General features: G+C 68.1%; 25 protein-coding genes. 16 read left to right on the top strand and 9 right to left on the bottom strand.

The genetic code is table 11. The features are described from left to right. Positions 1–52 precede the first annotated feature (52 nt). From A3Q7_RS0117985 to A3Q7_RS0117965, 5 genes are all read left to right on the top strand, one after another. Positions 53–616, top strand: a complete 564-nt coding sequence (locus tag A3Q7_RS0117985) for a cytochrome b/b6 domain-containing protein (protein ID WP_018413308.1) — start codon at positions 53–55, stop codon at positions 614–616. A gap of 17 nt (positions 617–633) precedes the next feature. Next, a complete protein-coding gene (locus A3Q7_RS0117980; RefSeq protein WP_018413307.1) occupies positions 634–1,311 on the top strand; it encodes a response regulator transcription factor in 678 nt (225 codons plus the stop codon). After that, the gene (locus A3Q7_RS0117975; RefSeq protein WP_018413306.1) at positions 1,308–2,084 is read left to right on the top strand and encodes a fused MFS/spermidine synthase; all 777 of its coding nucleotides are present in this window, start codon (positions 1,308–1,310) and stop codon (positions 2,082–2,084) included. Before A3Q7_RS0117980 ends, A3Q7_RS0117975 begins: the two co-directional genes overlap by 4 nt. After that, positions 2,081–3,463, top strand: coding sequence for an ATP-binding protein (locus A3Q7_RS0117970; RefSeq protein WP_018413305.1), 1,383 nt, complete (start codon positions 2,081–2,083; stop codon positions 3,461–3,463). The genes A3Q7_RS0117975 and A3Q7_RS0117970 overlap by 4 nt, the downstream gene beginning before the upstream one ends. 78 nt (positions 3,464–3,541) lie before the next feature. Continuing rightward, positions 3,542–4,369 carry an intradiol ring-cleavage dioxygenase gene (locus A3Q7_RS0117965; RefSeq protein WP_018413304.1) on the top strand — a complete coding sequence of 276 codons (828 nt, stop codon included), beginning with the start codon at positions 3,542–3,544 and terminating at the stop codon, positions 4,367–4,369. 9 nt (positions 4,370–4,378) lie between these two features. On the opposite strand, the gene A3Q7_RS0117960 is transcribed toward A3Q7_RS0117965, so the two are convergent. From A3Q7_RS0117960 to A3Q7_RS0117940, 5 genes are all read right to left on the bottom strand, one after another. Next, positions 4,379–6,079, bottom strand: coding sequence for a tetratricopeptide repeat protein (locus A3Q7_RS0117960; RefSeq protein WP_018413303.1), 1,701 nt, complete (start codon positions 6,077–6,079; stop codon positions 4,379–4,381). 91 nt (positions 6,080–6,170) lie between these two features. Beyond that, entirely contained in the window at positions 6,171–6,419 is a 249-nt protein-coding gene (locus tag A3Q7_RS0117955) for a S4 domain-containing protein (RefSeq protein WP_018413302.1), read from the bottom strand. Continuing rightward, on the bottom strand, positions 6,416–7,033 hold the full coding sequence (locus A3Q7_RS0117950; RefSeq protein ID WP_018413301.1) for a hypothetical protein: 618 nt from the start codon (positions 7,031–7,033) through the stop codon (positions 6,416–6,418). The genes A3Q7_RS0117955 and A3Q7_RS0117950 overlap by 4 nt, the downstream gene beginning before the upstream one ends. Next, positions 7,030–7,365, bottom strand: a complete 336-nt coding sequence (locus A3Q7_RS0117945) for a hypothetical protein (protein WP_232418026.1) — start codon at positions 7,363–7,365, stop codon at positions 7,030–7,032. The genes A3Q7_RS0117950 and A3Q7_RS0117945 overlap by 4 nt, the downstream gene beginning before the upstream one ends. 23 nt (positions 7,366–7,388) lie before the next feature. Next, the gene (locus A3Q7_RS0117940; RefSeq protein ID WP_018413299.1) at positions 7,389–7,823 is read right to left on the bottom strand and encodes a hypothetical protein; all 435 of its coding nucleotides are present in this window, start codon (positions 7,821–7,823) and stop codon (positions 7,389–7,391) included. 170 nt (positions 7,824–7,993) lie between these two features. Here A3Q7_RS0117940 and A3Q7_RS0117930 point away from each other — a divergent pair, with 170 nt between their 5' ends. The 4 genes from A3Q7_RS0117930 (at position 7,994) to alkB (ending at position 11,903) form a co-directional block, all read left to right on the top strand. Continuing rightward, the gene (locus tag A3Q7_RS0117930) at positions 7,994–9,448 is read left to right on the top strand and encodes a YdgA family protein (RefSeq protein WP_018413297.1); all 1,455 of its coding nucleotides are present in this window, start codon (positions 7,994–7,996) and stop codon (positions 9,446–9,448) included. 94 nt (positions 9,449–9,542) lie between these two features. Beyond that, entirely contained in the window at positions 9,543–10,316 is a 774-nt protein-coding gene (locus A3Q7_RS0117925) for a ferredoxin--NADP reductase (protein ID WP_018413296.1), read from the top strand. Positions 10,317–10,392: 76 nt separating this feature from the next. After that, the gene (locus A3Q7_RS20125; protein ID WP_018413295.1) at positions 10,393–11,250 is read left to right on the top strand and encodes a methylated-DNA--[protein]-cysteine S-methyltransferase; all 858 of its coding nucleotides are present in this window, start codon (positions 10,393–10,395) and stop codon (positions 11,248–11,250) included. A gap of 8 nt (positions 11,251–11,258) precedes the next feature. Beyond that, entirely contained in the window at positions 11,259–11,903 is a 645-nt protein-coding gene (alkB, locus tag A3Q7_RS0117915) for a DNA oxidative demethylase AlkB (RefSeq protein ID WP_018413294.1), read from the top strand. Between the two features lie 8 nt (positions 11,904–11,911). Here the strand turns inward: alkB and A3Q7_RS0117910 are convergent, their stop codons facing one another. The 4 genes from A3Q7_RS0117910 to A3Q7_RS0117895 form a co-directional block, all read right to left on the bottom strand. Then, a complete protein-coding gene (locus A3Q7_RS0117910; RefSeq protein ID WP_018413293.1) occupies positions 11,912–12,700 on the bottom strand; it encodes an SDR family NAD(P)-dependent oxidoreductase in 789 nt (262 codons plus the stop codon). Further along, positions 12,697–15,795, bottom strand: a complete 3,099-nt coding sequence (locus A3Q7_RS0117905; protein WP_018413292.1) for an efflux RND transporter permease subunit — start codon at positions 15,793–15,795, stop codon at positions 12,697–12,699. The genes A3Q7_RS0117910 and A3Q7_RS0117905 overlap by 4 nt, the downstream gene beginning before the upstream one ends. Then, positions 15,792–16,901 carry an efflux RND transporter periplasmic adaptor subunit gene (locus A3Q7_RS0117900; RefSeq protein WP_026224992.1) on the bottom strand — a complete coding sequence of 370 codons (1,110 nt, stop codon included), beginning with the start codon at positions 16,899–16,901 and terminating at the stop codon, positions 15,792–15,794. The genes A3Q7_RS0117905 and A3Q7_RS0117900 overlap by 4 nt, the downstream gene beginning before the upstream one ends. A 91-nt stretch (positions 16,902–16,992) precedes the next feature. Next, positions 16,993–17,625, bottom strand: a complete 633-nt coding sequence (locus tag A3Q7_RS0117895; RefSeq protein WP_018413290.1) for a TetR/AcrR family transcriptional regulator — start codon at positions 17,623–17,625, stop codon at positions 16,993–16,995. Positions 17,626–17,711: 86 nt separating this feature from the next. Between A3Q7_RS0117895 and A3Q7_RS0117890 the strand changes: the two genes are divergently transcribed. The 7 genes from A3Q7_RS0117890 to A3Q7_RS0117860 all read left to right on the top strand — a co-directional run bounded on the left by A3Q7_RS0117890 (position 17,712) and on the right by A3Q7_RS0117860 (position 25,557). Then, the gene (locus tag A3Q7_RS0117890; RefSeq protein ID WP_018413289.1) at positions 17,712–19,175 is read left to right on the top strand and encodes an efflux transporter outer membrane subunit; all 1,464 of its coding nucleotides are present in this window, start codon (positions 17,712–17,714) and stop codon (positions 19,173–19,175) included. Positions 19,176–19,262: 87 nt separating this feature from the next. Next, complete coding sequence (pdxR, locus tag A3Q7_RS0117885; protein ID WP_040570712.1) at positions 19,263–20,747, top strand: MocR-like pyridoxine biosynthesis transcription factor PdxR; 1,485 nt, start codon at positions 19,263–19,265, stop codon at positions 20,745–20,747. Between the two features lie 123 nt (positions 20,748–20,870). Beyond that, entirely contained in the window at positions 20,871–21,128 is a 258-nt protein-coding gene (locus A3Q7_RS0117880) for a type II toxin-antitoxin system Phd/YefM family antitoxin (protein ID WP_018413287.1), read from the top strand. Positions 21,129–21,130: 2 nt separating this feature from the next. Beyond that, positions 21,131–21,553, top strand: a complete 423-nt coding sequence (locus tag A3Q7_RS0117875) for a type II toxin-antitoxin system VapC family toxin (RefSeq protein WP_018413286.1) — start codon at positions 21,131–21,133, stop codon at positions 21,551–21,553. A gap of 160 nt (positions 21,554–21,713) precedes the next feature. Beyond that, positions 21,714–23,846: a molybdopterin-containing oxidoreductase family protein gene (locus A3Q7_RS0117870; RefSeq protein ID WP_018413285.1), complete on the top strand. Its 2,133-nt coding sequence runs from the start codon at positions 21,714–21,716 to the stop codon at positions 23,844–23,846. A 3-nt stretch (positions 23,847–23,849) separates the two neighbouring features. Then, complete coding sequence (locus A3Q7_RS0117865; protein ID WP_018413284.1) at positions 23,850–24,155, top strand: indolepyruvate ferredoxin oxidoreductase subunit alpha; 306 nt, start codon at positions 23,850–23,852, stop codon at positions 24,153–24,155. A gap of 1 nt (position 24,156) precedes the next feature. Next, positions 24,157–25,557: an FAD-dependent oxidoreductase gene (locus A3Q7_RS0117860; protein WP_018413283.1), complete on the top strand. Its 1,401-nt coding sequence runs from the start codon at positions 24,157–24,159 to the stop codon at positions 25,555–25,557. The last annotated feature ends 468 nt before the right edge of the window (positions 25,558–26,025 follow it).

Genomic DNA, 26,025 nt, shown 5'->3' with positions numbered 1-26,025 from the left:
GCTGGCGCAGGCTGGCAGACCTGTCTCTCAGCCAATACGGGGGTACCGCACCATGAATGCCTGCGTCGAAAGCATGCGCGCGACTCCGCTCCGCCGACTGATCCACGGCGTGCTCGCGCTGGCGGTCGTGTTCCAGATATTCAGCCCGGAGTGGATGAACGAACCCTGGCGCACCGGCGACGCCGTCGGTCGCCTCATGTTCGCACTGCATGAATGGGGCGGTCTGATCGCCGGCCTGTCGGGACTGTGCGTAGCGGCAGGCATGGGGCGCAGGTATCTCCGCGGGGAAACACCACGAACGGATCGCGCCTCGCTACTGGCACAATTCCGGCTCCTGATGTCCGGTCTGCTGCGTCTGCGGGTGCCGCCCGCTCCGGCCACCCGGGCACTGGCGCATCTCGTCCAGTTGCTGGGTCTGCTGCTGATTGCCTGGTTCTGCCTGACCGGCGCGGCGATCTGGTGGGTCGGCGCTGCAAGCGCCACCGCCCGCGGCATCGGCGAACTGCACGAGATGGCGGCGCCGCTGCTCTACCTGTATCTGGGCGGACACGGTGGCATGGCGCTGCTGCATCGGCTGTCGGCGCGGCCCCTGCAGCAGTCGGGACCTGTACATTGATCGGTAGCGGAATATCCATGCGCATCCTGGTCGTCGAGGACGACAACGAAATTGCCGGTTTCATATGTCGCGGCCTGCGCGAGGCGGGTCACACGGTGGATCACGCACCAAATGGCCGCGAAGGGCTGTTCCTGGCCACCGGAGAACAGTACGACGCCATCGTGCTGGACCGTCTCATGCCGCAGATGGATGGGCTGTCCATGCTGGCGGCACTGCGCGCCACCGGCTCGCGCGTACCGGTGCTGATACTGAGCGCGCTGAGCCAGGTCGATGAGCGGATACGCGGCTTGCGCGCCGGCGGCGACGACTATCTGGTGAAACCGTTTGCGCTCACCGAACTGATGGCACGGCTGGAGGCGATCACGCGGCGCGGCCTGATGCCGGTGACCGAATCGGTGCTGCGCGTGTCCGACCTCGAACTGGACCGCATGACTCACCGGGTAAGACGTGCCGGCGAGGACATCGCGCTCAAGCCGCAGGAATACCGGGTGCTGGAGTTCCTGATGCGCCACGCCGATCAACTGGTCACCCGGACCATGTTGCTGGAGGGCGTATGGGACTACCAGTTCGACCCGCAGACCAATGTGATCGACGTCCATATTTCACGTCTGCGCGCCAAGATCGATCGTGCGCCCTGGCCACCGCTCATCCACACGCTGCGCGGCAGCGGCTACTGCCTGCGCGCACCGTCATGAGCGCCGCCGGACCGACGCGCGAGCAGGTCGAAGCCGGCCAGCCCTATCTGGTGGAACAGGACGGCCTCCTCACGCTGGCATTTTCCGAACTGGCGGTTCAGAGCACCATGGACATCGCCGATCCGGCACGCCTCGTACTCGAATATTCGCATCTCATGGTCGCTTCGCTGGCCTTCGTGCCGGCCGCGCGCCGCATCGCACTGATCGGTCTTGGCGGCGGCTCGCTGGTGAAGGCCTGCCATCGCCATCTGCCGCAGACGCGCCTGGAGGTCGCGGAACTGTCGCCCGAGGTGATCGCGCTGCGCGGGCGCTTCCACGTGCCGCCGGACGACGAGCGACTGAGCATCCACTGCATCGACGGAGCGGAGTGGATTGCCCGCCACGACCGCGCTTTCGACCTCGTGTGGGTGGACGGTTTCGATATCGGCGGCATGGCTCCGGCCCTCACCTCGCCGCGCTTCTTCGACGCCTGTCACGACGCGCTGGCCGACGGCGGCGTATTCGCCATGAACATGTATGCACGCGACGCGCTGGCCGATGCATGGACTGAGCGCATCGCGGCCGGCTTTGCGCGCTCGGTCGCTGCGGTGACGACGGCCGACGGCGACAACCGCGTGGTCTTTGCGGCGCGCGGCAGGGCCTTCCGCCTGTCCGAAGCGCGGCTCGCGCAGCAGACGCGCAGGCTGGAACGGATGTTCGGCATCGCGCTCCCCGGTTTCGCACGCGACTTCATCGCAAGCCGACGGCGGCTCGCCGAAGGGGTGCCGGCATGAAGCTGGGCACCACCGCCCGGCTCACGCTGGCCAACAGCGCGCTGCTGGCCGCCGGTTTCGGCCTCATGCTGGCGCTGGTGACCTGGCTGGCCGGGCGTTACATGCTGGGCCATGTCGAGGAAAGCGTGCAGTCGGAACTGGACATCCTGCGCGCCGAATACGCCGTCGATGGCACACGCGGCGTCAGCGGCCTGATCCGTCAGCGGCTGGCCATGCGTTCGCCGGATCACGACCGCATCTATCGCCTCGAGGACGGCGGCGGACACATGATGGCGGGCAATCTGGACGATTGGCCGCCACAGGCAGCCCTGCCGGATCGCATGTTGCGCCTGCCCAGCCTGCGCCACCCGCTCGATACCGACATCGTCGCCCGATGGACGGCGCTGCCCGACGGCAGCCGGTTGCTCGTGGGCTTCGACGAGTACGAAGTGGAGAAGGTGCGTGCCGACATCCGCCACGCCGCCTTCGCGAGCTTCGGTCTCATGCTGCTCGTATCCCTGGTCGGTGGCTGGTTGCTGACGCGCGCGGTATTGCGCCCGGTCGACACCATACGGCGCGTGGCGCAGCAGATCATGACCGGCGACCTGAAGCATCGCATTCCGCTCGATGCTGCGGACCGCCACCCGGACGAGTTCGACCGTCTGGCGCTGACCCTGAATGCCATGCTGGATCGCATCGAAGCACTGATTGCCGGGGTGCGCGGAGCGACCGACAACATCGCGCATGATCTGCGCTCGCCCTTGACGCGCCACCGCTCGCGCATTGAGGCAGCGCTGCGTCACCCGCCGCCGCCGGAGGAACTGCCGGACTGGCTGGAGCGCAATCTGGCCGACATCGACCAGGTGCTGTCCACCTTCCAGTCCTTGCTGCGCATCGCACGCGTCGATTCCGGCCTGCTGCGGGGCGAATTCCGGGAACTGGACCTGTGCCTGCTGGCCCGCGACGCGCTGGAACTGATGGAACCCCTGGCCGAATCGAACGGCCTCGCGCTGCACGGCCACCTGACACGCGAGGCGCACTGCAGCGGGCATCGCGATCTGCTGTTCCAGACCTTGCTCAATCTGCTCGACAATGCGATCAAGTACAGCCCGGTCGGTGGTGAGGTCACGCTGGCCCTGCACGAGGACGGCGATGCGCTGAAGCTCGTCGTGCGCGACCAGGGGCCGGGCATTCCGGAAGCGGAGCGTCAGCGCGTGTTCGAGCGCCTGTACCGGGTCGAGGCCGCACGCCACACGCCGGGCCTGGGCCTGGGCCTGAGTCTGGTGCACTCGGTCGTCATGCTGCACGGCGGCCGCATCGAACTTGCCGACGCGGCACCGGGCCTCGAGGTCAGGGTATGGCTGCCTCGGCGACCGCAACATCTGCTGACATCCGGCTGACGATTTCCGGTGCCGCATCGCATAAGCGGTACACATGGCCGACCTAGGCTGCAGGCATCACCCCTCAGCCATTCGACCATGAGCACATCCGCATCCCTTCCGCGCCGCCGCATGCTGACCGCCGCCCTGCTCTCGGTCGGCAATGTCGCGTCGATACGGCCTGCCAGCGGCGCGACGCCCGCCTCGCGGCCGACACTCACGGCGCAGACCACGGAAGGTCCGTACTACTTCGATCCCGGCCTGGTGCGGGCGGACATCACGGAAGGACTGCCCGGCATCCCGCTCGATCTGGCGCTCGCGGTGCGCGACGAACAGGGCCAGCCACTCGCCGGTGCGCGCGTCGATGTCTGGCACTGCGATGCGTCCGGCCTCTATTCCGGCTACGACGGGCAGGGCGAGGACGGCCGGGTGTCGACGCGCGGCCGCACCTTCCTGCGGGGCAGCCAGTTCAGCGACGGCGACGGCCGGGTGAACTTCCGCAGTGTGTACCCGGGCTGGTATGAAGGGCGCACCACGCACATCCACTTCAAGGTGCTGTACCGCGGCGCGGCGGTGCTCACCTCGCAGTTCTTCCTGCCGGATGCGCTGAGCGAGTACATCTACACCCATCTGCCTGCCTATCGCCGCGCGCATCTGCGCGCCGTTCTGAACAGCAACGACGGCATCGCGCTGCAGGCGGGCGGCAGCGTGCTCGGCGCAGTGCGCGAGGCGGATGGGCGCTATGTCGCCAGCCTCGATGTCGCGGTCGACCGCCTGGCGCGACCGCAGGTCGACCGGCCGCCGCAGCCCGGAGCAGGCATGCCCCCCGACCGTCCGCCTCCCGACGGCGTCCCGCCACGGCGCGAAGCCAGCGACGGTGCCGCACGCGTCGCGGCGCTGGTACCCGGCGCCCGGCAAGCGCGCTGAACGCCGGGATCAGGCAGCAGCCGGCTTCACGTCGAACGCGATGCAGATGCGTTCCTCGTTCGATTCGAATGGAATCGTGCGGTGGAACAGCGAGGACGGGAAGAACACGATGTCGCCCACCACCGGCTGCAGCGTCAGGCGCGGGAAATCGTCGCGCTCGCGCGGATAGTCGTCGCCATCGGTGCTGAACTCGATGCCACCCGCCGTGCTGCCCGGCGGGCGGTCGGACGGCATCGCCAGATAGAGCACGCCGGACAGCCAGCCCTCCTCGTGGATGTGCGAGGTCAGATGTCCGCCGCGACTCATCTTCACGAACCACGAGCTGGCGAATTCGGTACGCGCCGGAAAGTCCTGCGCATAGACGCAGTCCTCGCCCGCCAGATGCGCGCGGTAACGATCGAGCTCGGCGCGTATCAGGCCGACCAGCCGCGCGATCGAGGCCTCGGGCCGGCGGAACAGATGGCCGGAGGATTGCACGCCGTAATACAGCCGTCCCTGCTTGCGCGCCTGGATGTCGGCATTCGTGATGTCGCGCAACAGGTCCGCGCGCAGGCTGTCGCCGGCATCGGTCAGCGCATCCAGATGAGCGTGATGCACGAAGGCGACGGGATCAGGACAGAAGCGGTAAGGGTCGGGCCGGCCACGGTTGTGCGCATGGTGGGCAGACAGCGTGGCCACCATGGGCGAGCGGTGACGCGTCTGCATCATCGCATCCAGCCGCGCTTCGAATTCGTCGCTGCGGCGCAGCTTGTACAGGCAGTACAGCACCCGGTCCTGCCAGTCGAGCACGCGGGCGCGCTCGAAATACGGCAGCGCCTTGTCGTAGTCGCGCAGGTCGTGGTGCAGCAGGCCGATGTTGTAGTTGGCCATGCCATGGTCGGCATCGATCGCCAGCGCGGCACGGAATGCCGCCAGCGTGCCGTCGCCATCGCCCTGGTCGCGCAGGATTTCACCCAGATTGCTGTGCGCGTCGGCATAGGCGGGCGCCAGCGCGATGGCGCGCCGATAGCTCTCCGCGGCATCGGCCATCAGGCCGTAGGCACGCTGCGCGGTGCCGAGATTGAACCAGGCGGTAGCGGTGGGCTGGATGTCCAGCGCCTTCTGATAGCAGGCGACTGCCTGTTCGGCATCGCCCGCCTTCTGCAGCGCCGCGCCCAGGTTGGACCATGCCTCGACGAAACCGGGCTCGCAGCCGACCGCCCGGCGATAGGCATCGATCGCCGCATCGGGCTCGCCCCGGCGGTCCAGCACCGTGCCCAGATTGAACAGCGCGACCGCGAAACGCGGCTGCAGCGCGAGCGCGCGCCGGTAGCTTTCGGCCGCCTCGTCCAGCCGGCCGAGCGCGTCCTGCACCACGCCGAGGTTGTACAGCAGCTCAGGGAAATCACGCCGTATCGCCAGCGCCCGGGTGTAGGTCGCGAGCGCCTCATCGAGCCGGCCGCGCTGCTGCTGCACCAGGCCGAGATTGCTGAGCAGTTCGGCTGACCCGGGGTTCGCCTTGACTGCCGCCGCGAAGGCCTGCTCCGCCTCATCGAGCCGGCCGAGGCCGGCCAGCGCGGAGCCGAGCACGCTGTGCAGTACCACGGCCCCGGGATAGCGCGACAACAGCGGTCGCGCGGCGGCCACCGCGTCGGCCAGCCGCCCGGCGTTGTACAGATTGAATAGCGGCTGCAGTTCGGCGGTCGTGGGCTGGCGGGCAGGGGCTTGCATGATGTGGGCGGCGCGATGAGCTCTTACGGTGAGGCGCATATATATATTGCGCCGGGACAGGACGCCAGTTGACCGTGCTCAGCTCGCGGGATCAGTCGTGCGCGCGCAGCGTGACGCAGCAGTCCGGGGCGACCATCAGAGAGGCGCGAGCTGCCGCGCGTCCGTCGGCCAGAACGACGCCGCTGTCGACCAGCCTCTGCGCCGCCGCGCGCGACACCGCCAGCCCGCGCTCGACCAGCAGCGTGTCGATGCGCACCCGACCGCGACGATCCGGCACCGCGGGTGGAGCCGCGGAGGACGATGGCGCCGGCCGCGCGGCGCGTCGATGGAAGGACTTCATGGCCCGGGCATCCGCACGACTGACGGATAGGGCGCGCCCGGCAGCACGGCCTCCGGACGACCCCAGGGCGTCATGTCCGGCGGCGCGTCACCGCGCTCCAGCTTCACGATGCGCCGCTGGGTCGCTTCGTCCGGGGCGTCCTCGACATAGGTGACGCGCAGCCACAGGCCGTCGCGGATATCCAGCGGCGGCGACGGCGCATGGGTGAATCCCGCCTGGTCGGCGCCCGGCGTCCAGATGAAATCCACCCCGCCCACCGATATGCGTTCCCAGTTGCGGTAATGCCGCGTCGCGCCCGGGCCGCTGCCGGCCGGCGTCACGTCTTCGCGCCACACCGCATGATGCCGGATCGCGCCCGCCACCTGCTGCACGGCTCCGGTCTCCAGCGCTGCCGTCAGCCGGTTCTGGTCCCAGCTATTCACGCCATAACCCAGACCGGCGATTACGAGCGCGAACAGCGCGAGCACGCGTGCCGTGCCGGACCGCTCGCCGCGTCGCCGCGCGCGCAGCGCGAAGACGGCGGCGAGCGCCAGCACCCCCGCACCGGCGATCAGGTAGCCGCTGAAATCGCGCGCGCCGTCGCCGGATATGTCGTAGACGGTCTGCCAGTTCATGGCAGGTCCTCACCATCGGCCGAGAATTCCTCCAGCCGCCACTGTCCGTCCGCGCCGGCACGCAGATGGAAGGTGTACGGCGCGCGATACAACAGCCGGTCCGCGCCTTCGCGCAGAGGCGGGGCAGAGGCAAGACAGCGCGCAACGCGCTCGTCCATCAGTCCCGGCAGCGCGCGGATCAAGGCATTGCGGTCCAGCAGACGCTCCTCGTAAAGGAAGGGCAGGCGCGAGAGACCGGCCACGGCCACCACATCACGTGCTGCAGCCGCGGCGCGCAGGCGCGCAAGGAAATCATCGAAGGGCGCGGCCTGGGCCGCCAAGGCGCTCGGCATGCCCACCCGCATCACCCCGCGCTTCATTGCGGTGCGGCGCGACAGGCCGGCAACTCGGGCCGGTCCACGCAGACGCGCGGCCAGGTGGGCAGATCGGGCGCCAGCAGAGGATGATCATCGAGACCGGCGCACGCAGGCTGCGACGACGGAAGGTCGCAGCGGCGCACCGTCTGACCACCGCGCCCGTCGTAGCCATCGACCGCCACCGGCCGGCCGGCACGGAAATGCACGCGCATGAGCAGCGGCATGTCGTCGTCCGACTGCACCACCCAGATCGTGCGACAACCGGTGTATCCGCGTCCCATCGCCGCACTGCGCGGATGCACCAGCAGGAAGCCGCCGGGGGTGACGTATGCGCCCGCATCCGCGGGCGGGACCTGCAGCGCGCAGCCGGCTCCGGATGCCGCGGCGGTGGCACTCAGGCACAGCAGGCAGCAGCACAGGGCAAAGCGATTCACGATGCGGAAATCATGGCGATGTGACGAAAGCGGAAGTATAGGCGGTGTCGGCAAGGCGGCCGTCGTGCAACGCACAGCGCGGCGTTTTCCATGCATTTTTCACGACCGCCCGCGCAGGCCGGTGTGCGATGATGCCGGCCGCATCCTCTGTGAAACACCCCGGACCCTTCATGAAAAAGAAACTCCTGTTCGCGCTCGTCGTCGCGCTGCCGCTCGCCTACGCCGGAGCCTCCTGGCATCTTGGTCAGCGCATCGAAGCCTCGCACGACAAGCAGGCCGCCCAGTACGCGTCCGGCCTGCCCAATGTGAAACTGATCAAGCGCGAATATCAGCGTGGCGTGTTCAGCTCGACCGAAACCGTCACCATGGAACTGATGGGCGACGTCGCGCGTGCCATGGCCGATGCCGGCCAGGCCGGCATGAAGCCGCTGCTGCTGACCGTACGCACCGACATCCGGCACGGGCCCTGGCTGGGTGGCGGCCTGTTCGATGCCGGTCTGGCCAGGTCCGAACTGGTACTCGAGGGCGAAGCAGCGCAAGCGGTGCGCAAGGTGTTCGGCGACAACAAGCCGCTGTCGGTGCGTACGGTCTATCACTTCGCGGGCGGCGGCCACAGCGATGTCGACAGCCCGGCCTTCAAATGGGACATCGCAAGCGAAGATCCGGCGGATGCGCTGCAGATTGCCTGGGATGGCCTGCACCTCGAAGTGGACTTCGAGGAAGGCATGACGCGCTACACGATGAAGGGGCAGGCACCAAGGCTGGAACTGAGTGACGCCGCCGGCGGACGCGCGGTGATCGCCGGCATGGCCCTGAGCGGCGAACAGGCGCGTCTTTTCGACGACGAGCCGCTGCTGTACAGCGGCAGCCAGCGGTTCACGATAGACAGCATCAGCGTGAGCGATCCGGATGGCCGCCTGCCCAGAATGGATGCGGCGAAGCTGGTCTATGGCGTGGACATCACCCGCGACGGCGACTTCATCGATGGCGTGGCACGCATCGCCAGCGAAAGGATGAAGGTGCAGGATCACGACTACGGACCGGCCCATTACGACTTCTCCATGCGCCACCTGCACGCGCGGACTGCGGCTCGGCTCTATCGCGGCTTCCTGGAAGCCACATCGGACCCGGCGACCATGAACGATCCGGCGGCGCTGCAGGCGCGCATGGGCACGCTCATGGGGCCGGCCATCGAACTGCTGGGTCACGCACCCGTACTGTCCATAGACCGCCTGTCCTTCAGCACGCCCGAGGGCCCGGCCAGCCTGAATGCCAGGGTATCGCTGTCCGGCGTCACGCCCGACGATTTCGCGAATCCGCTGGGTCTGCTTGCCAGACTCGACGCGTCGGGCGCGCTGTCGCTGCCGGAGAATCTGGTACGCGGTCTGCTGGTCGAGCGCTCGCGCGCGCAGGTCCTGCAGATTGTGGGCGAGGATGCCGACCCGGACGAAGTGAATGCCTATGCGCAGTCGCAGTACGAACAGCAGATCGCACCGCTGCTCGAGCGCGGCTATGTGACGCGTGATCAGGGGCAGCTCGCGCTCCGTCTGGCGTTCGCCAAGGGTCAGCTCACGGTCAACGACAAACCCTTCGATCCGGCCGCACTGCAAGCACCCGAGCAGTGATCGCATCGCGGGCGTGGATGGTGCCGCCATCCATGCCCCCAGTCCAGGAACCCTCATACGGCTGGCGCGGTCCCTTCCCGGAAGGGAGATCATCATGGACAGCAAGGCCGCCGGCGCGGCGGATCGCGCCACGCACGAATCGTTGCTCATGCGCACGAACTGGACCGACACACTGTGGTCGCTGCGCATCAGCCGCCCTGCCGACTTCCGCTTCGAGCCGGGTCACTACGCGCGGCTGGGCCTTGAACAGCCCGACGGCAGCGTGCTGTGGCGGCCGTATTCCATCGTGTCGGCGCCTGACGATGCGGCGCTGGAATTCCTCGTGGTAAGGGTGGCGGGCGGCCCGTTCACGCAACAGCTCGACCAGCTCGCAATCGGTCAGCCCGTGCTGCTCGACCCGGCCGCCTACGGCTTCTTCATCGCCCGCCAGTTGCTGCCCGGCGGCACGCTGTGGATGCTGGCCACCGGCACCGGCCTGGGTCCCTATGTTTCGCTGCTGCGCACGCCGGGCGCACTCCACGCTTTCGCGCGCGTCATCCTCGTGCACAGCGTGCGCCACCGCGATGACCTGGCCTATCGCACGGAAATCGAACAGGCGGTGGCCAGCGCGCCGCAAGGTCTGACCTACATTCCGGTGGTGACCCGCGACACGGTGCCCGGCCTGCCATCGGCGCGCATTCCCGCGCTGATCGCGGACGGGTCACTGCAAGACATGGCCGGTGTCGCCTTGACCCCCGACAGCAGCCGGGTCATGGTGTGCGGCCATCCCGATTTCACCGCGGACATGCGTCGCCTGCTCGGCGAACGCGGCTTCACGCCGTGCCGGCGCGCCAGTCCCGGCAGCATGCTGTTCGAGAAGTACTGGTAGCCAGCGCAACAATCGGAGTGCGCATCGCAGCCGGATGCGGCAGCATTCCGGTCATCGTCTTCCCGCCCACGCACTCATGCCCCCGCACCCTCCCGCTGCCCGTGCTGCCGCGCTGGTGGCCCGGCTGTGCCGGCTCATCGACGCCGCCGAGTCGCCGCCCTCGCTCGCGGCGCTGGCGGCCCACGCCGGCATGAGCCGCTTCCATCTGCACCGTCTGTTCGTCGCCCAGACCGGACTGACGCCACACGCCTGGGCGCGCGCCCGGCGCGCGGAAAAGCTGCGCAGCGCGCTGGCCGCGGGCGCAAGCGTGACCGACGCGATGCACGACGCCGGCTATGGCTCAAGCAGCCGTCTGTACGAAGGCAACGATCTGGGCATGACGCCGTCGCGCTACCGGGCCGGCGGAGAGGGCAGCGACGTCCGCTTCGCGATTGCCGGCACTTCGCTGGGTGCCCTGCTGGTGGCGGCAGGTGAACGCGGCATCTGCGCGATCGCGCTCGGCGACGATCCCGATGCGCTGGCCTCCGCTCTCCAGCAACGTTTCGCGCGGGCGCGCCTGATCGCCGGCGACTCCGGCTTCGATCACCTGGTGGCACGCGTCATTGCACTGGTGGAAGCACCGGGCATGGGCCACGACCTGCCGCTGGACCTGCGTGGCACCGCCTTCCAGCGCCGCGTATGGATCGCGCTGCAGGCCATCCCGCCCGGATGCACACTCAGCTACCGCGAACTGGCCGAACGCATCGGCGCCCCGCGCGCCGTACGCGCGGTCGCGGCCGCCTGCGCAGCCAACGAACTGGCGGTCGCGGTGCCCTGCCACCGCGTCGTACGCAGCGATGGCGGACTGGCCGGCTATCGCTGGGGCGTGGCGCGCAAGCAGGCGCTGATCGAGCGCGAGGCGCCCGCCGGGGACGCCGGGACCGGACAGGACTGAGGCGGGGCGTGGATCTGTTCGACGCGCAGGAACGCGAAGCGGGCGCGCAGCCGCTGGCGCCGGGCGCGGTGCTGCTGCGCGGACATGCCCGTACCTGCGCCGCAGATGTGCTGCGTGGCGTGGCGGCGGTGTCAGCCCTGAGTCCGTTCCGCCACCTGGTGACGCCCGGCGGACATGCGATGTCGGTGGCGACGACCAGTTGTGGCAGCCTGGGCTGGCATTCCGACGACAACGGCTATCGCTACACAGCGCTGGATCCCCTGAACAGCCGCCCATGGCCCGACATGCCGACAGCACTGCGATCGCTCGCCGCGGCAGCGGCCGAGGCCGCCGGCTATCCTCGTTTCGAGCCCGATACCTGCCTGATCAACCGCTATGCGCCGGGCGCACGGCTCACGCTGCACCAGGACCGGCACGAACGCAGCCATGCCTGGCCCATCGTGTCGGTGTCGCTCGGCATCCCGGCCGTGTTCGTGTTCGGCGGCGCCCGCCGCAGCGACCGCATCGCGCGACTGCGGCTCACGCATGGCGATGTGGTGGTCTGGGGCGGTCCGTCGCGGCTCAACTTCCACGGTGTACTGCCGCTGCTCGCCGCCACGCATCCGCTCACCGGCGACTGCCGCATCAACCTCACCTTCCGCCGGGCAGGCTAGCGGCGCCTTCAGGCGAGCAAGGCCTCCATGATGCGACGCTGCATGGCGCGCGGGGTGAGCCGGGCCGCAAACACCGACAGCTTGTTGAACAGGCCCGGCACGACCAGCGCGCGATTGGCATCCAGTCCATTCAGTCCTGCTTCGGCCACCGGCCGCGGCTTCATCAGCGTAAGCCTGAGCGTGGCCGACACCCGGTGCCCGGCGGCGGAGGTGAAGCCGGTATCCGTCAGTCCCGGCGCCAGCACGGTGACATGTACGCCACTGGCTGCCAGTTCGTCGTGCAGCGCTTCGCCGAACTGCAGCACGAATGCCTTGCTGGCTGCATACGCCGCGTATTCGGGCGCCGCCATGAAGCCGAGCAGGCTGGCCACGAGAAGGATGCGCCCGCCGCCGGATCCCGCCATATCCTCGGCATACAACCGGGTCAGTTCGGACAGACTGGCCACATTGAGCTGCAGCATGCGCGACAGGCGCTGCGGTTCGGCAGTCACGAAACGCCCGTGCACACCGGATCCCGCATTGTTGATGAGCGTATGCACGCGCACGCCCAGCGCGTCTGCCTGCTGTTTCAAGGCCTGTGCCGCCCCCTGTTCCGACAGGTCCATCACGACCACATGCACCTTCACCCCGTGACGTGCGGACAGCTCGTCGGCCAGCGCCTGCATCGGCTCGCGCTGCCGCGCGACCAGCACCAGATTCATGCCGGCCGGCGCAAGCAGGCGTGCAAATTCGACACCCAGTCCGCCGGAGGCGCCGGTGATCAGGGCCCAGCGGCCCGCGTTGTGCACAGTAGTCATATCGTTGTGGAGGGTGCTGCGGAAGAAACTGGCGCATCGCCGGCCATCGGCGGACGTATGCGGAAGCAAAGCGCGTACAGCGCTGGCAGGAACAGCAGGGTGAGCACGGTACCCACCGCGGTACCGCCGATCAGCGTATAGGCCAGTGCGCCCCAGAAGGAGGAGAAGGTGAGCGGGATGAAGGCGAGCACCGCCGCGATCGAGGTGAGCAGCACCGGACGGGCACGCTGCACCGTGGCTTCGATCACCGCGTGATGGCGATCCATGCCGGCGGCGAGATTGGCTTCGATCTGGCCGACCAGGATCAGCGTGTTGCGCATCAGGATGCCGGCCAGACCGATCAGCCCCAGTATCGCGTTGAAGCCGAAGGGCTGGTCGGCCAGCAGCAGGATGGGCACCGCGCCGACCAGGCCCAGCGGCGCGGTCATGAATACCATGCCCATCATTGCGAACGAGCGCACCTGCAGCATGATCACCGTCAGCATGAGCAGCAGCATGAGTGGAAACACCGCCGCCAGCGCCTGGTTCGCGTGCGTGCTCTCCTCGATCGCACCGGCGGTGTCGATGCGGTAGCCCGGCGGCAGGCCGGCACGCAGATCGGCCAGCGCATGGTCGATCTCGACCGACACATCGTTGGGCTGGCGGTGGTCGGCGATGTCCGCCCGCACCTGCAGCGTAGGGTGCCGGTTGCGACGATGCAGTATCGGCTCTTCCGCCTCGCTCACCACTTCGCCGAGCTGTTCCAGCGGAATGCGCCGTCCGTCCGACGTCACCAGCGACAGCGCGGCGATCGCCGACGGATCGTGACGGTCCCAGCCGGTACTGCGCGCAGTCACCGTCACCGCACGCAGATCCTCGCGCATTTCGGTCAATGGCACGCCTTCGAGCAGGAACTGCAGTTGCTGCGCCGCCTCCGCGGGGGTGAGACCGATCTGCCGCAGGCGACCCTGGTCGAGCCGCACGCGCAGAACCTCGCTGCGTCCGCCCCAGTCGTGATTCACATCGCGCACATCCGGATGCGCTCGCAGCACGTCCTCCACGCGGTGTCCGATGTCGCGCAGCACGAGCGGATCCGGGCCGCTGATGCGCCAGTTGATCGGAAACAGCACCGGCGGACCGAACAGAAGCTGCGTCACCCGGACGTGCGCCTGCGGCGCCAGTCCGTCGGCGATGCGCTCGCGCAGACGCCGCTTGAGCGCCTCGCGCTGCTGCGGTCCGGGGGTGAGCACGATGATTTTCGCGAACGCCGGATTGGGCAATTCCTGCGACAGCGAGAAGAAGAAGCGCGGCGCACCCTGACCGATGTAGGCAGTGACCTCGCGCGCCTCGGGCTGCTGCTTCAGCCAGTCTTCGACCAGCGCCACCGCGCGGTCGGTCACCGCGATATCGGAACCGGGCGGCATGCGCAGCTCGACGATGAGTTCCGGCCGCTCCGACACCGGGAAGAACTGCTTCTTCACGACCGACATGCCCAGAACGGAAGCAATGAAGGCGAGCAGCACAAGAAGCGCCACCACACCGCGATGACGGACACAGCGGGTGATCAGCGCCCGCAACCTGCGGTAGCGGGGCGTGTCGTACAAGGCCGCTGCGCCGCCGCTCACCGGCGGTATGGCCGGCAGCAGATGCACGCCCAGCCAGGGCGTGAACACCACCGCCACGAACCAGGACGCGATCAGCGAAAAGGCGACAATCCAGAAAATGTTGCCGGCGTACTCGCCTGCGCTCGATGCGGCAAAACCCACCGGCATCAGTCCGATCACGGTCACCAACGTACCGGACAGCATGGGCGCCGCGGTCACGGTCCACGCCCAGGCCGCCGCCTTCACGCGATCGAAACCCTCTTCCATCTTCACCACCATCATTTCGATGGCGATGATGGCGTCGTCCACCAGCAGCCCGAGTGACAGGATGAGCGCACCCAGCGATATGCGGTCGAATTCGCGATGGGTGGCCAGCATGATGATGAACACCGCCGACAGCGTGAGCGGCACCGCCAGCGCCACCACGATGCCCTCGCGCCAGCCCAGCGCGACGAAGCTCACCCCCATCACCACCGCCAGCGCAACCACGAACTTGAGCATGAATTCGTCGATCGCCTGCGAAATGTTGACCGATTGGTCGGTCACCTGCTCGAGCGACAGCCCGAGCGGCAATTCGTCGCGCAAGGTATCGAACTCGCGTGCCAGCGCGCGTCCGAGTTCCAGACCGTTCCAGCCCTGTTTCATCACCACGCCGATCAGCAGGGCCGGTTCGCCGTTATGGCGGATCAGGAAGCTGGCGGGATCTTCGTAGCTGCGCTTCACCTCTGCGATATCGCCCAGGCGCAGCAGGCGCCCGCCAGCGCGCACCGGCGTGTCGGCCAGCGCATCGACGTCTCGATAAGCCCCCTCGAGCCGCAGGTGGACACGCGGACCGTCGGCACCCACCGAGCCGGCCGGCGTCAGCGCGTTCTGCCGGACCAGCGATTCGAAGATGTCGCGCACGTCCACGCCCAGCGTCGCCAGCCTGGCCTGGTCGAAATCGACGAACACCCGCTGCGGCCGCTCGCCGATGATGTTCACCTTGTTCACACCGGGCACCGCCAGCAGGCGCTCGCGCAACTGCTCGGCCTCGCGCACCAGCAGACGCTGCGGCACATCCTTGGCCTTCAGCGCGTACAGCATGAAATTGACGTCGGAGTATTCGTCATTCATGTACGGGCCGAGCACACCGGCCGGCAGCTTGCGCAGCTCGTCACCCATTTTCTTGCGCGCCTGGTAGAACTGCTCCGGCACCTCGGCAGGCGGCGTGGAATCCTTCAGCGTGAGCGTCGAGAACATGAGGCCGGGTCGCGTAAAGGTTTCCACGCGGTCGAACCACTTCAGCTCCTGCAGGCGCTTCTCCAGCGGCTCGGCCACCAGATCCTGCATTTCCTTCGCGGTGGCGCCTGGCCAGGCGGCGGCCAGCGTCATCACCTTGATCGCGAACGCCGGGTCTTCGGCGCGACCGAGACGGAAAAAGGCATACAAGCCCGACACCGCGACCGCGATGATGAGGAACAGCGTGAGTGCGCGCTCGCGCACCGCCAGCGCCGACAGATTGAAGCCGCTCACCGCGCCGCTCCGGTCATGGCGGGCGCGGCATCGACGCGCACCGTCATGCCTTCGTGCAGCCGGTGCGCACCCATGGCGACGATGCGCTCGCCCGGCTGCAGGCCGGCGCCGAGCGTGGCCAGCTCCGCGCCCAGCGCAAGCACGGTGACCGGACGGAAATGTACCGCGCCTTGCGCATCCGGCAGCCAGACGCCGGGGCCCTGTCCCGCGTCATGCAATGCGGACAGCGGCACCCGCACCTGTGGTGTGCCGTCCACCGGCAGAGTGAGGGTGACCGTGCTGCCGAGCGGAATGCGCGCGGCGGCCTCGCCGTCGAGCACGAAGCGCGCCTCGAAGGTGCGGCTGCGCGCATCGGCCGCATCGGACAGCAGGCGCAGCGTCGCCACGCGCCGCGCCGGTTCACGTCCCGGCAGTTCCACCTCGGCCTTCGTGCCCACCGGCGGCCGGACGTTTTCCGGCAGATGTACCAGTACTTCGCGGCGACCGGCATGGGCGAGCCTCAGAACCGGTTCGCCTGCGCGCACCACCTGTCCCGGTTCAGCCAGCGTATCGACCACCACGCCATCCGCATCGGCCACCAGCACCGCATAGTCGGCGGCATTCCGGCTCACCTGCCACTGCGCTTCGGCCGCTTCCAGCGTGGCCTGTGCACTGTCCGCTGCGGCCACCGCCAGATCGCGCGCCTGCGCCGAAATCGCGCCCTGCTCGACCAGTCCGTCGAGACGCGCCAGATCGGCGCGCGCCTGGACCGCGCGGGCACGCGCCGCAGCCACCGCCGCGGCCTGAGCCTGGCGGGCGAGCGAGAGGTCGGCCGCATCCAGCTTCATCAGCGCCTGGCCGCGCCGCACCGCCTGACCGGTATCGACCAGCCGTTCGATCACCTTGCCGGTGACACGGAAGGACAGATCGCCCTGTACACGCGCTGCGATGACGCCGCTGTAGCGATGCGGTCCGTCGGCGGCGGCCTGCGCGGTGATGACCGCCACTCGCGGCGGGCGGATGCGCGGATCATCCTCCTTAGGCGCCGAGCAGGCCGTGCTCAACAATGCCACGCAACTGGACAGAAACAGCATGCAGACAGGCGATGCGGAACGGTGGGGTGACATCGGACACTCCAATGAAGTCACCGCAGTTTGGTTACGAGTTACGAATAAGTCAATAAGTAACCTGAAAACATCGCACGGAAAATACCCGGTGTCAGGGCGCGAGGCTGCGCAGCACCAGATTGCATACCGCGGTGGCGTTGTCAGCCACCTGCTCGCGCGGATTCTGCTCCAGCAGAACCGGGTGCGAGAACGGCGCCAGCGTGACGAAGATGGCGCGGCACACCTCGTCCAGCGGCGTCTTGCGTTCGAACTCGCCGCGCTCGCGGCCCTCGGTCACGATGATCTGCAGCGCCTCGGCGATCGCCGCCTTGTGACGCACGACCGAGGACCACCGTTCGCCCACTGCCGCCACCACGATGTCGTGCAGGCGCCGCTCGTTGAAGAACAGCTCGAAACCCTGTTCGTACAGCACCTTGTAGAAGCGGCGCAGACGGTCGGACGCCGTGGTCTCCTCGCGGGCGACCGCCATCAGCCGCTCGCGCAGCCCCTGCAGCGTAAGCGAACAGACCGCCTCGCCGATCGCCTGCTTGGATTCGAAGAAGCGGTAGACATAGGCGCTGGATACGCCGATGGCGCGCGCCAGATCGGCCACCGTGGTCTTCTGGTAGCCGTAGTGGCGGAAATGCTGGTCGGCCGCGGCAATGATCTGTTCGCGGCGCTCATGTTCGGCCGGACCGCGCTGACCGCTGGGCAGCAGGTCCGGCGTCGAGGTGGATGCGCTCATGGTTCGAGGTTACAAGTTCAGGCGACCGTTGACAACGAGTAACGCATGCCTAGAATCGTAACTTCTTTCATCCACCCGGCAATGCCATGGCATCCCGTCCCAGCCTGATCGGCATCCTGCTGGCGGTGCCATTGACCGCATGCACGGTCGGCCCCGACTTCGTGCAGCCCGATGCGCCGCTCGGCGGCGAACGCTTTGTCGGCGACGCGGCACTGGCCTCGCGCCTGGCAGACAGCCGCCGTGGCGACGACGACGACCGCTGGTGGGCCGCGTTCGGCGATCCCGTGCTGGACCACCTGATTGCCGAAGCGCAGCGACAGAACCTCGACCTCGCCGCAGCCGCTGCGCGGCTGGACCAGGCCCGCGCGGCCGCGGCCTATGCGACCGCGAAACGGCTGCCCGCCAGCCAGATCAGTGGCGAGGCCAACATCGGCAAACAGTCGCTGCAGGCACCCTTCGGCCGCCTGGCTTCGAACTTTCCGGGTTATGACCGCACGACGGACTCGTACGCACTGAATGCCGGCGCAAGCTGGGAACTGGACCTGTTCGGCGGATTGCGCCGCGGCGCCGAAGCATCCGCGGCGGAACTGCAGGCCGCCGCCGCCGCCACCGACGCCGTGCGTATCGCGATTTCGGCGCACGTCGCTGACAGCTACATCGCCATCCGCACCCTGCAGGCGCAGCGCAGCGTGCTCGACCGGCAGATCGAGACGCAGCGGCGACTGCTCGAGCTGGTAACCCTGCTGAACGCGCGCGGTCTGGTGGCCGACCTGCAGAAGGATCAGTCGGAAGCCGCGCTGGCCTCCGTCGAAGCCGAGCGCCCGGCCCTCGACGCAGCGCTCGATGCAGCCCTGAACGGACTGGACATCCTGCTCGGCGCGCAGCCCGGCACCTGGCGCGACAGCCTGTCCGCGCCGGCGGACATTCCCGCAGCGCCGGCCGTCGATACGGCGGGCGGACCGGCCAGCCTGCTGCGGCGACGGCCCGACCTGTTCGCAGCGGAACGCCGGGTCGCCGCCGCCAATGCGCGCATCGGTGTAGCCACCGCCGACTACTATCCGCAGCTTTCGCTGTCCGCGCTGTTCGGATTTGCAACCGCAGGAGGCGGCGGCCTCATCAGTTCGGGCGCGCAGCAGTACCAGCTCGGCACCGGCCTGCGCTGGCGGCTGTTCGATTTCGGGCGGGTGGATGCCGCGGTGGCGCAGGCGCAAGGCCAGCGGGCGGAAGCGCTGGCCGCCTATCGCCTGGCCGCGCTGCGCGCGACCGAGGAAGTGGAGAACGCGCTGAGTGCGCTGCTCAACCGCGAGCAACAGGCGCAGCGGCTGGAGGATGCGGAATCCGCCCAGGCACGCGCCCGTGCGGCGGCGGAGGCGGCCTGGCGCAGTGGCACGGTCAGCCTGATCGAGGTGCTGGATGCCGACAGCCGGCTGCTGCGCGCCCGCCAGGCGAGGCTGGATGCACAATCCGGCGCGGCGCGCGCGGCAGTGGCCTGTTTCCGTGCCCTGGGCGGCGGCTGGAACGCGCCCGCGGCCACCGACGGACCAGGCTGAACAGCGCTCGTCGCTGCGTGCGCATTTGTCGCGCATCCGCGATGGCGTTAACTTATCGCCCATCCTGCCCCTTCCGGTGATGCCACCGTGCCGTTGCCGATTTGCCTTGACGCCTCGTGCGGAACCACGCTGCAGGCCCAGATCGTCGCTGCCATACGCACGCTGATAGAACAGCATCGGCTGGCGCCCGGCGCGCCGGTACCTGCCAGCCGCGATCTGGGCCGGCAGCTTGGCGTATCGCGCAACACGGTCACCGCCGCCTATGACGAACTGATCGCGCAGGGCTATCTCTACACCGAGCGCGCAGTCGGCACCTTCGTCGCGCGGACCTTGCCGGACACGCTGATCCGCTCACCCGAAGGCAGCGACGACATGCGCAGCGGATCTGCGCACCGCGCGCTCAACCTGCCGCTGCCCTATGGCGGACGCGGCCTGACCGGCCTGCACCGGCCGGTGCGGCAGGAACTGGAGGTCGACTTCGTGTTCGGCCGCACCGATCCGCACAGCTTTCCCGAGCGCCTCTGGCGCAAGCGCATCGTCGAATGCCTCGGCGGCGCCGCCAAGCGCATGAGCGAGTACGGCCACCCGGCGGGTCTGCCCGAACTGCGCCAGCTCATCGTGAACCAGCTCGCGACCTCGCGCGGCATGGTGGCGTCCGCGGAACAGATCCTCATGGTGGCCGGCTTCCAGCAGGGTATAGACCTGGTCGCCCATCTGTTCGTCGGCACCCGCACGCCGGTGGTGATCGAGGCGCCGACCTACCGGGGTGCCGCCTTCCTGTTCGAAAGCTACGGCGCGCAGGTGATTCCGGTGGCCGTCGACGCGCATGGCGTGGACGTGCGCCAGTTGCCGCAACGGCGCGTGAAGCTGGTGTATGTCACGCCGTCGCACCAGTTTCCGACCGGCGTCACGATGCCGCTGCACCGGCGGCTTGCGCTGCTCGAGTGGGCGGCGCGCAACGGTGCCTACATCCTGGAAGTCGATTACGACGCCGACTACCGTTACGATGGCGCGCCGCTGCCCACGCTGCAGTCGCTGGACCGCAACGGCTGCGTCATCTACATCAATTCATTCACGCGCACGCTCGGCCCCGGCCTGCGCATCGGCTACATGCTGCTGCCGCGCGACCTGGTGCGCACCGCGGTGACCATCAAGTCGCTGATGGACAACGGCCTGCCCTGGCTGGAACAGGCCACGCTGGCGCAGTTCATCCGCGATGGCAGCTACGACACCCACCTGCGCCGCCTGCGCACCGCCCACGAAGCGCGTCGCGATGCACTGGTCGGCGCGCTGCGCACGCGTCTGCCGGAAGTGCGCGTCCAGGGCGCGGACGCCGGCCAGCATGTCCTGCTGCGCCTGCCCGAATCCTGTCCGCCGGCGGTCGAGGTACAGGCCGCCGCACGCAGCTTCGGCACCGGCGTCTATCCGCTGTCCGACAGCCCGGTGTGGTTCCACGAAGGGCTGCCGGGGCACGAACGCTGCCTGATGCTGGGCTACGGGCACCTGGCGGAGGAAAAGATCGAGCGCGGGATCGAGGGGCTGGCGCAGGCGCTCTCCCTGTCCTCGCACTGAGCACATGTTTCGGTTTCGAACCTGTCAGTTCGTCCGCACCGGAAGCCGGATGCTGAAGAACGGTTTGACAGCGCGCTCACACGCTGAAAAACTAGTCAGGAATCCAGTCTGTCCGAGGTGACTATGGATGCATGGCCTGTTCAGGATGCAAAAGCCCGCTTCAGCGAATTTCTCGATGCCTGCCTGTCCGAGGGGCCGCAGATGGTGACCCGCCGCGGCATCGAAGCAGCCGTGCTGGTGCCGATACAGGAATGGCGCAGGCTGCAGTCGGCAGCACGCCCGTCGCTGAAGGCACTGCTGCTGTCCGACGATGCCCGCGCCGATTCGCTGGCGCCGCCGCGCGGGCGTGCCCGGCGGCGGCCGGTGGACGTGCTCAAGTAACGATGTACTTGCTTGATACCAACGTCGTTTCCGAACTGCGCCGGCCACGACCGCACGGTGGCGTCGTAGCCTGGCTGCAGTCCATCGACGACGCCCGCCTCTTCCTGTCGGCCGTCACGGTCGGAGAAATCCAGGCTGGAATCGAATTGACGCGTGAGCAGGACGCGATCAAGGCGGCCGAGATCGAAGCCTGGCTGGATCAGGTCGCCAGCGCCTACAACGTGTTGCCGATGGATGCCGCCGCGTTCAGGCGCTGGGCTGTGCTGATGCACCGCAAGTCCGAAACACTTTACGAGGACGCAATGATCGCAGCCACTGCACTGGCCAACGGACTGACCGTCGCGTCGCGCAATGTGGCCGACTTCAAGGCGCTGGGCGTCGAGGTCTTCGATCCGTTCTCGCGATCGACGGCATCCGCCGACTGAAGGCAGGGGATGCCCGCCGCTGGCACCATCCTTTTTTCTCCGACTGGCCCTGTCTCCCCTCACCGCCACTGACTAACTTTCATCCGGCAGACATCGGGACCGGGCTCCGCAGAGGGCCCGCCCACGCACCTCTTGTCACCTCTTCTACCGGGAGAAAGCCATGTCCACCCATTCGAGCGAAACCCTCGTCGTGCGCGGCGCCTGCCCGCAGGATTGCCCCGATACCTGTGCCTTCCTGTACCACGTGGAGGATGGCAAGCTGGTCGAGGTGACCGGCGACCCGGACCACCCGATGACGCGCGGCGGGCTGTGCGTGAAGCTGAAGAACTTCGCCGAGCACCACTACAACCCGGACCGTCTGCTGTACCCGATGAAGCGGGTCGGCCCCAAGGGTTCGGGCATGTTCGAGCGCATCACGTGGGACGAGGCGCTGGCGACCATCAAGTCGAAGTGGACCGACATCATCGCGCAGTACGGCACGCAGGCCATCATGCCGCACGCCTACCTGGGCCATCAGGGCACTCTGAACGGGCTGACCGCCGGCGACGCCTTCTTCAACCGCCTCGGTTCGACCGTGGCCGAGAAAACCTACTGCGAATCCGGTTCATCGACCGCCTGGATCATGACCGTGGGGCCGACCGGCGGCATGGACGTCGAAAGTCTGGCGGTGTCGAAGTACATCATCGTGTGGGGCATGAACATGCTCAACACCAATCTGCACGGCTGGCCCTTCGTGCTGAAGGCGAAGGCGGCGGGCGCCAAGGTGGTGGTGATCGATCCGGTGCGCACCCGCACCGCGAAGCAGGCCGACTGGCACATCCGCATCAAGCCAGGCACCGATGCCGCGCTGGCGCTGGGCATGATGAACGTGATCATCAGCGAGAACCTGTACGACCACGACTATGTCGAGAAGTACACGCTGGGATTCGACCAGCTCAAGGCACGCGCCGCGGAATTTCCGCCCGAGCGCGTATCGGACATCACCGGCATTCCGGTGGTGGACATCCTGACGCTGGCGCGCGAATACGCCGGCACCCAGCGCTCGGCGATCCGCCAGGGCGTGGCGGTCGAGCGCTGTCCGGGCGGCGGCGACGCGGTGCGCGCCATCACCTGTCTGCCGGCGCTCACCGGCGCCTGGCGCTACCCCGGCGGCGGCACCATAGAAATGCCGATCTGGGAATTCCCGTTCAAGTTCGACTTCATGTGCCGGCCGGACTGGATTCCGCCGGGCACCCGCGTGATCAACGAACTTGATCTGGGCGCCGCGCTCACCGGCGCAATGCCGCTCGACCCGCCGATCAAGTCACTGTTCGTCTACAACTCCAACCCGGTGTCGCAGGCGCCGGGCGCCAGCACGATCGTCGAAGGCCTGCTGCGCGAGGACCTGTTCATGGTGTGCAGCGAACTGTTCATCACCGATACCGCGAAATACGCCGACATCCTGCTGCCGGCGACCATGCAGGCGGAACAGCTCGACATCATGGTGACCTGGGGCCATCTCTACATGCACCTGAACCAGCCGGCCATCGCGCCGCCCGGAGAATGCGTGCCCAATGTCGAACTGTTCCGCCGGCTGGCGAAAACCATGGGCTTCAGCGACGAGCACTGGGATCTCGACGACTGGGAAATGCTGCGCCGGAGCTATGACTGGGATGCGCCGCAGATGAAAGGCATCACGCTGGAGGCGCTGAAGGACAAGGGGTGGATGCGGCTCGACGTCGGCCTGCCGGGCGAACGCGCGCCGCATGCGACCGGCGACTTCAAGACCCCGTCCGGCAAGTGCGAGTTCGCATCCAGCCTGGCCGGGGGCGGCAATTTCGTGGTGCCGGTATGGCGTTCCGGTTACGAGGCCATGCAGCCCGGTACGCCGGTCGACCCGGTGCCGAACTACATTCCGCCAGCGGAAACCACAGTGCCGGAAGGCGCCAGCGCCTTCCCGATCAGCCTGGTATCACCCAAGCCGCACGCTTTCCTGAACACGCAGTATGCGAACGAGCCGACGCAGCAGCGCCGCCAGGGCGAACAGATCATCGTCATCCATCCGGTCGACGCCGGTCCGCGCAGCATCGAGCACGGCAGCTATGTGCGCGTGTTCAACGAACGCGGCGCCTTCGAAGCGCGCGCGGAGGTGAGCGAGGACGTGGCACCGGGGCTCATGATGACCAATGTCGGCCACTGGCCGGGGCTGAACCGCAGCGGTACCGCGGTGAACTCGACCACCTCGACCCGGCATTGCAATCTGGGGCAGGCCGGCACCTATTCCGACAACCGCGTCGACGTGCAGAGGGTGTGATCCATGACCCATGTCGTCACCGGCAACTGCCGCGGCTGCCGCTACACCGACTGTGTGGCGAGCTGCCCGGTGTCCTGCTTCCACGCCAACGAGGTGCGGGTCTATATCAACCCGGCGGTGTGCATCGATTGCAGCGCCTGCATACCGGCCTGTCCGGTCGGCGCCATTGTCGAGGAATTCGATCTGCCCGAAGCCGAGCGGCACTGGCTGGACATCAATGCGCGCGAGGTCGAGCGCAATCCGGTACTCAGCTCGCGTATGGCCCCGCTGCCGGGTGCCGACGCCCGGCGACGGGAACTGGGCTTCTGACATGAGCGTTGCCGGACAGCCGGGCCATCCGCTGAAGGTGGCCATCGTCGGTGCCGGGCCAGCGGGCTTCTACGCCGCCGAAGCCCTGCTCGCCTGCGGACTGGAGGTGGAGATCGACCTGCTGGAAAGGCTGCCGGTACCTTACGGTCTGGTGCGCTTCGGCGTGGCGCCGGACCACTTCAAGCTCAAGTCGGTGTCTGCGGTGTTCGCGCGCATCGCGCAGGATGCGCGGCTGCGCTGCTTCGGCAATGTCGCACTCGGCCGCGACGTGTCGGTACCCGAGCTCGGAGCGCTGTACCACGCCGTCGTCGTGGCGACCGGCACCGACAGCGACCGCCGGCTCGACATTCCGGGCGAATCGCTGCCCGGCGTGCACGCGGCACGCGATTTCGTGGGCTGGTACAACGGCCTGCCCGACTGCGCCGATCTCGATTTCGATCTGGATTGCGAAAGCGCGGTGGTGATCGGCCAGGGCAATGTGGCAATCGACGTGTGCCGCATCCTGGCCTCGCCAATCGAACGACTGCGCCGCACCGACATCGCCGGCCACGCACTGGACGCGCTTGCACGCTCGCGGCTGCGCCACATCCACCTGATCGGCCGACGCGGTCCGGCACAGGCGAAATGCACGCCGAAGGAATTGCGCGAACTGGGCACACTGCCGGACTGGCAGGTTGCGGTGCAAGCGACCGACCTGCAACTGAACCCGGCCAGCGAACAGGAACTGGCGCAACCCGCGAATGCCCAGGTGGCACGCAATCTGGATATCCTGCGCGACTTTGCCGCGCGTCCGGTACAGGACGGACGCCGCATCCACCTGCACTTCCTGCGCGCCCCGGTCGCGCTGTACGGAAACGAACGCGTGCGCTCGGTGGAACTGGCGGTTCAGACATTGACAGGAACGCCAGGGGCTCAGCAGGCACGGCCCACCGGCGAGCGCACGACGCTGGATGCCGGTCTGGTATTGCGCGCAGTCGGTTACCGCGGCACCACCCTTCCGGGTCTGCCCTTCGACCATGCACGCGGTACGCTGCCGCATCGCGACGGCCGCATCATTGGCGACGACGGGCAGTGGCTGTCCGGCTGGTACGCGAGCGGCTGGATCAAGCGCGGCCCCAGTGGCGTCATCGGCAGCAACCGCGCCGACAGTGCCGACACCGTGGCCGCACTGCTCGCCGACCGGCCTTGCCTGCAAGGGGCACGCTCCGGGCGCGACGGCCTGCATGCCCTGCTCGCCCGGCGACAGTGCAAGGTGGTTTCCGCCGACGGCTGGCAGGCCATCGAACAGGCCGAGTCCGAGCGCGGGCGCCAGCGCGACAAGCCCGCCGAGAAGTTCGTGCGCATCCCCGACATGCTCGCCACCGCAGACTCCGCATCGCGGCCGGAAACCGCTCGCACATGAACGGACCCGAACCGCGAGCGGGGCCGAAGTTGCCCATGAGCACGCCCTGACCGCGAGCGGAGCCGGGGTGTCGTGGGAGCGGGCTTGCCCGCGATTCAGCCTGGAACGAAGCCCGCGGCCCGCACACGCCCCATCGCGGCCAGAGGCCGCTCCCACAAAAGCTCGCCCAAGCCGCCATCGGAGCCGGGGTTGCACATGAGCACGCCCTGACCGCGAGCGGGGCCGAAGTTGCCCATGAGCACATCCTGACCGCGAGCGGAGCCGGGGTGTCGTGGGAGCGGGCTTGCCCGCGATGCGGCTTCAAACAAAGCCTGCGGTCCGCATCCGCCGCATCGCGGCCAGAGGCCGCTCCCACAAAAGCTCGCCCAAGCCGCCATCGGAGCCGGGGTTGCACATGAGCACGCCCTGACCGCGAGCGGAGCCGAAGTTGCCCATGAGCACACCCTGACCGCGAGCGGGGCCGGGGTG

Source organism: Methyloversatilis thermotolerans, assembly GCF_000372885.1.
Classification (GTDB): Bacteria; Pseudomonadota; Gammaproteobacteria; order Burkholderiales; family Rhodocyclaceae; genus Methyloversatilis; species Methyloversatilis thermotolerans.
The sequence above is the reverse complement of the archived record's forward strand: the minus strand, read 5'-3'. Positions and strand labels throughout refer to the sequence as shown.

What these genes read in the sequence shown, in the direction of transcription:
- A3Q7_RS0117985 (WP_018413308.1), top strand. Translation starts at nt 53, where the DNA reads ATGAATGCCTGCGTCGAAAGCATGCGCGCGACTCCGCTCCGCCGACTG.
- A3Q7_RS0117980 (WP_018413307.1), top strand. Translation starts at nt 634, where the DNA reads ATGCGCATCCTGGTCGTCGAGGACGACAACGAAATTGCCGGTTTCATA.
- A3Q7_RS0117975 (WP_018413306.1), top strand. Translation starts at nt 1,308, where the DNA reads ATGAGCGCCGCCGGACCGACGCGCGAGCAGGTCGAAGCCGGCCAGCCC.
- A3Q7_RS0117970 (WP_018413305.1), top strand. Translation starts at nt 2,081, where the DNA reads ATGAAGCTGGGCACCACCGCCCGGCTCACGCTGGCCAACAGCGCGCTG.
- A3Q7_RS0117965 (WP_018413304.1), top strand. Translation starts at nt 3,542, where the DNA reads ATGAGCACATCCGCATCCCTTCCGCGCCGCCGCATGCTGACCGCCGCC.
- A3Q7_RS0117960 (WP_018413303.1), bottom strand. Translation starts at nt 6,079, where the DNA reads ATGCAAGCCCCTGCCCGCCAGCCCACGACCGCCGAACTGCAGCCGCTA.
- A3Q7_RS0117955 (WP_018413302.1), bottom strand. Translation starts at nt 6,419, where the DNA reads ATGAAGTCCTTCCATCGACGCGCCGCGCGGCCGGCGCCATCGTCCTCC.
- A3Q7_RS0117950 (WP_018413301.1), bottom strand. Translation starts at nt 7,033, where the DNA reads ATGAACTGGCAGACCGTCTACGACATATCCGGCGACGGCGCGCGCGAT.
- A3Q7_RS0117945 (WP_232418026.1), bottom strand. Translation starts at nt 7,365, where the DNA reads ATGCCGAGCGCCTTGGCGGCCCAGGCCGCGCCCTTCGATGATTTCCTT.
- A3Q7_RS0117930 (WP_018413297.1), top strand. Translation starts at nt 7,994, where the DNA reads ATGAAAAAGAAACTCCTGTTCGCGCTCGTCGTCGCGCTGCCGCTCGCC.
- A3Q7_RS0117925 (WP_018413296.1), top strand. Translation starts at nt 9,543, where the DNA reads ATGGACAGCAAGGCCGCCGGCGCGGCGGATCGCGCCACGCACGAATCG.
- A3Q7_RS20125 (WP_018413295.1), top strand. Translation starts at nt 10,393, where the DNA reads ATGCCCCCGCACCCTCCCGCTGCCCGTGCTGCCGCGCTGGTGGCCCGG.
- A3Q7_RS0117910 (WP_018413293.1), bottom strand. Translation starts at nt 12,700, where the DNA reads ATGACTACTGTGCACAACGCGGGCCGCTGGGCCCTGATCACCGGCGCC.
- A3Q7_RS0117900 (WP_026224992.1), bottom strand. Translation starts at nt 16,901, where the DNA reads ATGTCACCCCACCGTTCCGCATCGCCTGTCTGCATGCTGTTTCTGTCC.
- A3Q7_RS0117895 (WP_018413290.1), bottom strand. Translation starts at nt 17,625, where the DNA reads ATGAGCGCATCCACCTCGACGCCGGACCTGCTGCCCAGCGGTCAGCGC.
- A3Q7_RS0117890 (WP_018413289.1), top strand. Translation starts at nt 17,712, where the DNA reads ATGGCATCCCGTCCCAGCCTGATCGGCATCCTGCTGGCGGTGCCATTG.
- A3Q7_RS0117880 (WP_018413287.1), top strand. Translation starts at nt 20,871, where the DNA reads ATGGATGCATGGCCTGTTCAGGATGCAAAAGCCCGCTTCAGCGAATTT.
- A3Q7_RS0117875 (WP_018413286.1), top strand. Translation starts at nt 21,131, where the DNA reads ATGTACTTGCTTGATACCAACGTCGTTTCCGAACTGCGCCGGCCACGA.
- A3Q7_RS0117870 (WP_018413285.1), top strand. Translation starts at nt 21,714, where the DNA reads ATGTCCACCCATTCGAGCGAAACCCTCGTCGTGCGCGGCGCCTGCCCG.
- A3Q7_RS0117865 (WP_018413284.1), top strand. Translation starts at nt 23,850, where the DNA reads ATGACCCATGTCGTCACCGGCAACTGCCGCGGCTGCCGCTACACCGAC.
- A3Q7_RS0117860 (WP_018413283.1), top strand. Translation starts at nt 24,157, where the DNA reads ATGAGCGTTGCCGGACAGCCGGGCCATCCGCTGAAGGTGGCCATCGTC.